Origin of the sequence: Neisseria sp. HMSC074B07 (genome assembly GCF_001810355.1) — a bacterium.
Classification (GTDB): Bacteria; Pseudomonadota; Gammaproteobacteria; order Burkholderiales; family Neisseriaceae; genus Neisseria.
Genome location: NZ_KV800929.1, coordinates 1 through 4,560 on the forward strand (window position 1 = coordinate 1; position 4,560 = coordinate 4,560).

Annotated in this window: 4 protein-coding genes; 1 reads left to right on the forward strand and 3 read right to left on the reverse strand. The window is 50.3% G+C overall.

Annotated features, from left to right (window positions below; all coding sequences use genetic code 11):
• Positions 1-276 precede the first annotated feature (276 nt).
• From HMPREF2726_RS14115 to HMPREF2726_RS14705, 3 genes are all read right to left on the reverse strand, one after another.
• Complete coding sequence (locus HMPREF2726_RS14115; protein ID WP_094113049.1) at positions 277-1,056, reverse strand: toxin-antitoxin system YwqK family antitoxin; 780 nt, start codon at positions 1,054-1,056, stop codon at positions 277-279.
• Between the two features lie 208 nt (positions 1,057-1,264).
• The gene (locus HMPREF2726_RS14700) at positions 1,265-2,137 is read right to left on the reverse strand and encodes a PEP/pyruvate-binding domain-containing protein (RefSeq protein WP_246827870.1); all 873 of its coding nucleotides are present in this window, start codon (positions 2,135-2,137) and stop codon (positions 1,265-1,267) included.
• A complete protein-coding gene (locus tag HMPREF2726_RS14705; RefSeq protein WP_246827869.1) occupies positions 2,065-3,111 on the reverse strand; it encodes a hypothetical protein in 1,047 nt (348 codons plus the stop codon). The genes HMPREF2726_RS14700 and HMPREF2726_RS14705 overlap by 73 nt, the downstream gene beginning before the upstream one ends.
• 314 nt (positions 3,112-3,425) lie before the next feature.
• Between HMPREF2726_RS14705 and HMPREF2726_RS06085 the strand changes: the two genes are divergently transcribed.
• On the forward strand, positions 3,426-4,370 hold the full coding sequence (locus tag HMPREF2726_RS06085) for a hypothetical protein (protein ID WP_070602630.1): 945 nt from the start codon (positions 3,426-3,428) through the stop codon (positions 4,368-4,370).
• The last annotated feature ends 190 nt before the right edge of the window (positions 4,371-4,560 follow it).

Genomic DNA, 4,560 nt, shown 5'->3' on the forward strand with positions numbered 1-4,560 from the left:
AAAATGTCGTATGGATGGTTTCTGAAAGTGATGGTTGAATAGATTTGGGACGAAAGAAGGTCGTCTGAAAACTTTCAGACGACCTTTGTGAAAGTTGGATCTCCAATTCAACCTACGCCTGTTATGTAAACAATGCGGTGTTTTCTTACATACGGCATCGTTGCGGCGGTTGTAAACGGTTTGTTCCGCCACCCGTTTTCCTTCGACCACGCGAATGCCCAGCCCGCTTTGGCGGCGATGTAGGCATGAGGTTTTACGCCATTTTTAAGAGTAACGCTATTCAAGACGCTCTTCTCGTACTTTTTTGCCATTATTCCATTCTATTCCGTGGTAACCTTCATTTTTTTTATCTTTATTAAGACGGAAAAACATTTCAGTTCCGTGCTTAACATTGCCATTCATTTCTTGTAAATGAACTTCACGGTTGCGTTCAAATTGCCAAATTGCAATCAGTTTACCGCTTTGGTCATACTCATGAGAAAAACCATCCGCTAAACCATTTTTATAATCAATCGCTGCTTTTAATTTACCATTTTCCCAATAATGCGTTATTTTTCCATCCAATTTTTCTTGTGCGTTATAGTTCATCACACTTTGTAGCTGACCATTCTCCCAATAAAGAGTGCTTTTACCCTGCAATCTTCCTTGTTTATTAAAGTTCATAACACTCTTCAACTTGCCATTTGGGTAGTAATGTGAAACTTCACCTATTAAACCACCACTTAGAAGAGCGGTATAAGTTTGTTCAACTTTTTTTAAATCATAATCATAATACTTTGTGCATTGCTGAGTGCCATTGACCGGTGCTTTACATTTAATCCGTGGGTCAGGGGGCGGAACTTGACTGACTACAACCGTTATTTGATTTCTATAGCTATTATTTGGTTGCGCAGGTCCAATTACAACCATCCGACCTTGGGGTCCTATAGGCGCCCAACATTGCCCACCAGATTCTGAACCGTTCGGGCAGTAGGCCATCGCAGGAGTAGCTAATAACATTCCACCTAAAATTGCTGATATATGTAATAGTCTTTTGTTATAAAAAGAATTCATCATATTTATCCCTATAAGAAAATAAAATCGCCAAAGTCTAACATACCGTCGGCGGAGAGGTGTTTGTACAGGTCAGGCAATATAACGCCGTAACGGGTTTCGGTTTAACTAATAAGATATTGATAATTCATGATTTTTCCTTTACTGAGCTGAGTTTTGGTTTTGAACTCCATTGAAGCCGCGTTTTCAGACGGCCTCTTTCCTTTCCGTGTTACCGCCTGCCGTTTAAATAAGGCCTTGCCTGAAGGATGACGAGTTTGCCGCCTGCGAAAGCCCATTCGATGTCTTGTTCGCCGTTGCCGAAAAGCTGTTTGATTTGCTGTCCGGCTTGGTCGAGGCGGCGGATTTGGTCGTGGTTCATGACGTTGCCGCCGGTTATCGGCACTTCCCTGACGCCGCCGTTTTCATCCAGTTGCAGTGCGGTGGTTTCGTTGGAGGAGCTGAGGCGTTGTACGGCGTCGTTGCGGCGGTTGTAAACGGCTTGTTCCGCCACCCGTTTCCCTTCGACCACGCGAATGCCCAGCCCGCGTTTGGCGGCGATGTAGGAAGTGTTTTTCTGCGCGGTATCGTAGGGATTGACGGTAACGAGTACGCCGGAGAGGTCGGCATTGATGCTTTGCTGGACGAAGACGCTCATTTTCACGCTGTCGTGCGGCAGTCCGGCGATGCGGCGGGCTTCGTACGCGCTGTAATTGAAGACGGAAGCCCAAGATTGTTTCACTGCTTCCGCCAGCGCGTTTTCACCGGTTACGTTCGGCACGGTGGTGTACAGCCCCGCGCCGCTGAAATTCGGCAGGTCTTCGGAATTGGACGAGCTGCGGACGAACACGCCTTTGCTGTTTAACTGGCTGCGCCATTGTTCCGCCCAGGTGCGTTTCCATTCGGACGGGATTTCGGCATCAGTGATTTTTTTCTGCAATGCGAGTAAGGCGGTGCGGCGTTTGCGGTTGTCGCCGCCGCTTTGCGTTTCGATTTGCGCCAGTGTTGCCGCATTGATGCCGAGTTTGTCCATCATGGCGCGGTAGTAGGCGAAGGGGATGCAGAATCCGTCGGGGACGTTGCTGCCTGCGATATGGGCGCGGATATGGCCGAGGTTGGCGGCTTTGCTGCCGCAGTAGCGGCTGTGTTTCGGTTGGTTTGGGCGACCCGGTATTGTTTTGCGTCGGCTGCCAATTCGATGCGGCGGCCGATATAGGGGGCGAGGATTTTTTCCGCGTCTTTGAGGTAGATGTTGGGAATGCCCCAGCCGCGCGCCAAGACGTTCACATGCGACAGCGCGGTGGACGGTTTTTCGCTGATGATGCCTGCTACGGGCGGCAACACCAGCGGCACTTCTTTCAAGATGATGATGTCGTCCGCACCGACATCGTAAAGGTCGTCTTCCTGAGTGATGACGCGCAATGTGCCTACCGCTTTCCCCCTGTGCAACGGCAAATAAGGGAAATTCTGTATCAGGCTTTCTTGGGTTACAAAGGGGGCTTTGCTTTGCGCGGCAACGGTTTCCTGCCACAGGGAATTGGTTTTGTAACGCAGCGGGGCGAAGAAACTGTCTTTCAGACGACCTTCTGCCAATTTCAGCAATTCGGGCGTGATTTTGTCGCCTTCCCAAAATTCGTAAACGTATTCTTGAGTGCTGTTCTGCCAACTGATGGTGCCGAACAGGAAGCGGCGGTTCGGGCTGCGGTATTGTTCGAACAATTCTTTGCGCGTCGGCATCGGCTTCAAAATCTCGGCGAGATAGGTTTCGTGCAGGCGGTATTTCGGCGTGTTGATGTAGTCGGTGCGGTTGTTGTCTTCGCGGTCGATAAGGAAGAGGACGTGCGGGATTTCGTATTCGCTGTCTTGTTCGTAAACGCGCGAAAGCAGGTCGAAATCGGCGCGGCTGCGGATGGCGGGCAGCGCGGGCGTTTGCGTTTTGACCGGCGTGGCGGCTTGGCGTTTGTCAGACTCAAAATAAGAAGGCTTGCGCGCGGTCGGCGCGGCGGTATCGGCGACTTCGGCATTGGGATGGCAGGCGGCGAGCAGGAACAATAGGGAGAGGCAGACGCTGGTTTTCATGATAATGGCAACGAGAAAAAACGGATTGTAGCAAGAAAAGGTCGTCTGAAAATCAAGCCTGATTCTTTTTTCAGTTTGTATAGTGGATTAAATTTAAATCAGGACAAGGCGACGAAGCCGCACAGTACGGATAGTACGGAACCGATTCACTTTGGTGCTTCAGCACCTTAGAGGAATCGTTCTCTTTGAACTAAGGCGAGGTAACGCCGTCGGTTTAAAGTTAAGCCACTATATCGCTAGAATCCCGACTTCATTTCCAGCCTGTCGTTTTCAGACGACCCGCTACATTTCTTCGAACAATCAGGATACAAAACATGAATAAAACCGGATTATTTCTCTCCTTGGCGTTCTTCGCCGCCGCCCCGCCTTCCACGGCGGAAACCGCACACTCATCCGGCAAAGGGCGGACACAGGTCAAAAATACGGAAATCACGCAGCAGCATACAAAACAAACGGACGGCAAGCCGCTTGCCGACGGCTTCGGCAGCCTGTCGCGCCAAGATGCGCGCGTACGCGAAATCCTGAGTTTGGTTGCACCTGACGCAGACGTGGAAAAACTGAATATGATGTCGCTGCGGCCTTGGAAAAACGGCCTCCAAGTCGCGCTGGTGTGCCTGAATAAGCATCCGCTTGGCGATTTTTACCGCGAAAACCCGAATCACTACGCGCAATGCGGACCCGACTCGGGCAACCCCGTCGCCCAAATGACCCTTGCCGTGCTGACAAAGGATACCGATGGTAAATTCGCCCTTGCTGCCACGCCTTATACCGAACGTTATGAATATGAAGAAAAAGACGAATTTTATCCGTCACCCAAACCTGCTATGGAAGGGAAGCGGCAGTTTGTCGTACAAATCCCCGATGGCGGTTTGCAAATCGGGCTGCCCGCCCGTCTCGATTTTGCCGCTTATCGCCTGAACGATAAAACCGATGCCTTCGGCCTGCGCTTGCAGAACACGGTCGGTTATGCAGGAGGCGGCAGCTTGGAAGAGTTTATGGTGCTGTTTGCCATTATTGAAGGTCGTCTGAAACCCGTTTTGAACGCCAACACCTTTACGCTTGAAAACATTGCCGGCAGCTGGAATAAGGACGGTACACGCCAACATGATGTATATACCGACACATACATCCTGAAAATGTCGCCGCAGCAGCATCATGGATTTTACGACATCATTTGGCAAGCGAAGGGCATGAAAAACGGCGAACGGAAAATCTACCGCTGGGATGCGGAAAAGCAGGAGTATGGCAGTTTGGAATAGCGGCGCTGTCGGTTGCCATACAGGATGGCGTATCGGCGGCAGGCATCATGCGAAAGCAGTTGGTACGGTGTTTTGCCTGATTGGGAATCCAATCGCTTTCGGTTTTTGAGGTACGCTGCTGCTTGCATAGTGTATTAACTAAATCAGGACAAGGCGAGACAGTACAGATAGTACGGAACCGATTCACTTG